Raw genomic sequence first — 2,254 nt, 5'->3', positions numbered from 1 at the left:
AATTATAAGCAATCCAAAGTTTTTACCAGTGCTCCCGTCGAGTTCAATATACTGCACATCTGACTTGTCACGTGCTGCAGTATTGACAATTTCATTGATCAAGTTTCTTGACTCAAGCTGAAATTCATATGAATCCACAATGTAGATATTGCCGTTTATATCTTTAGCAAGCAATACTCCAGCTGTATAATCAGGATCACTACCTTTCAATTTATCATCATTCAACACTTCAGTTGCAGCTAGATCCCAATATCTGATAATTCTGACAATTGGAATTTTTAAGTATTCATCATGTGAAATCAAGTGGAAGTCCGCCTCATCAAATAGCTGACCTTTAACACTAGCATACCAGTTACCGTTCATTAACTGCTCTCTTGTTACCCTATCCAATCCCATAAGGTATTCTTCATAGTCTTTTCTATCTAAATAGATATTATCCAAATAGCTAGAGCTAATGAACCTTATTTGTGATTTGTCCTGAATGTCTTCATCAATCTTTTCGATAAATCTTTCACGAACCCATTTGTTACCCCGTTTACCAGGATTGCTTGAGCACATTAACTGTGTTGGAAGCTTGTTGTCTTTTGTTTTCCTTACTCTTGACCTCATATAGATATATTTGAATCTTTCCAGTTGTGTCAGCTCATCAATGCCGATAAATTGATATTCTGAACCTTGATATGTATCCAAGTCATTAATGTTGCGTAAATATCCGAATGTTAATGAATTGCCGTTTGGAAATGTCCATGAATGTTCAGTTCCATCCCACTTTGGCTTAATGGCTGAATTATTTTGAATTTCTTTTCTGTTTAACCACTGGCTGGCTTTGTGAATTAAAGCTCCTTTACGCTTCAGGTCAGATAAAGTACGTCTCAGAATTAATGCATGATATTCGTTGGTATCATCCTCAACATAGAACAATGCCCTCATTAACAGACTTGTTGATTTACTTCCTCCAGCTGCGCCTCCAATCAAAACTTCCTTTTCTGTAGCCAATATCATCTCAGCCTGTTTTGGAAAAGGATTGAATGGTATATATGGATTCTCATATACACATTTCTGAAGAATAGCTTTGTCTTTAGCATCTAAATGGAATTTGCCGTTTTCATCATACATTATTATCATCAATCTGCTTTGCAAGGATTTCTATTTCATTCATGATGTCCTTTTGAGACATTTCAATTTTCTTATCTTCAAGTTCTAAAACTCTGTTTTGGAATAGTCTATCCATTTCATCTTTGAATAATTTGTTTTTAGCATCAAATGCTTTAACAGATAGTTCAAGGTATCTGATTTTTAATTCTGCCAAGTCAAGCAGGTATCTTGCCAAGCTTTTTTCCCCTGCATGATATCTTACTTCTTGATCAAGTTTGGCAAAGTCAATTTCAATACCAACAGCGTTTTTGGTAATCTTATCAAGATTGTCGAGTCCCGTTTTAATGTCTGTGACCTGCTGCTGGAGTATGGTATCAATGGCCATATCGATGTTGTCCTGATGAGCATTAGTGTTTGTTATCTGTCTTTGACTGATGGCCCTATCCGTTAATGCCTCCTTATCTCTTGCTCTTGGGTCTTTTTCCTCATCATTAAGATGATATTTCTTTTTGAATCTGGAGAATGTTGACCGGCTTACTTCGAATTCATGCTCTTCTGCAAGCCATCTTCTCACGCTTTGGTCTGTTGCCCCGGATGTTTTCATGGCTATTATCTCATCCAGCAATGTTTCCATGAAATCTGTTTTATTCAGGTTCAATGTTGCCTTGAATTTCCTGTAGGTAATGTCTGCAACATCTCTTCCATATTTTGTTTTTAGCATTTCCCTAACTTCGTTGTTGCTCATTCCTTTTTTGCAGCAGTTCATTATTTCCTGTTCGTGCTGTTCCAAAAAGTAAATTACATCTGAGTTTCCCCTCCCCATGGTGATGGTGCCTCCTATAAGTCTCTTAATTCCCTTTCAAGCTCCAGCTTTCTTGCTTCAATCAAGCGGTGCTCGGTTTGTTTTATGATTCTTTCATAAGCAGAGTTATTGTTTACTTCCATTATTGTGTTTTCCGCTTCCCCCATAGCTATTAGTTTTGCTCCAAGCTCATAGGCATCTTTATGAGTAAAAGAAGAATCTTCAACTATTTTTTTGAGAGTTATTTCCACTCTTGCGCTGATGTTGGTTTTTTCGGTTAACATAATACATATATTTATTATGTATTATATATAAAAGTTTATTAGAAAAAATATATAAAAGTAATAATAAATTTTA

At 35.8% G+C, this 2,254-nt stretch carries 3 protein-coding genes; all 3 read right to left on the bottom strand.

Features of this window, described 5'->3' with window-relative positions:
• On the bottom strand, positions 1-1,116 hold a 1,116-nt coding region (locus QZU81_RS10830), incomplete at its 3' end, for a phage terminase large subunit (protein WP_295591783.1).
• Positions 1,109-1,918, bottom strand: coding sequence for a hypothetical protein (locus QZU81_RS10825; RefSeq protein ID WP_295114564.1), 810 nt, complete (start codon positions 1,916-1,918; stop codon positions 1,109-1,111). The genes QZU81_RS10825 and QZU81_RS10830, both read right to left, overlap by 8 nt.
• A 14-nt stretch (positions 1,919-1,932) precedes the next feature.
• The gene (locus QZU81_RS10820; protein WP_295591781.1) at positions 1,933-2,181 is read right to left on the bottom strand and encodes a hypothetical protein; all 249 of its coding nucleotides are present in this window, start codon (positions 2,179-2,181) and stop codon (positions 1,933-1,935) included.
• Positions 2,182-2,254 lie beyond the last annotated feature (73 nt).

The organism is uncultured Methanobrevibacter sp. (assembly GCF_902770715.1).
GTDB lineage: Archaea > Methanobacteriota > Methanobacteria > Methanobacteriales > Methanobacteriaceae > Methanocatella.
This window is presented reverse-complemented; position numbering and strand designations above follow the sequence as displayed.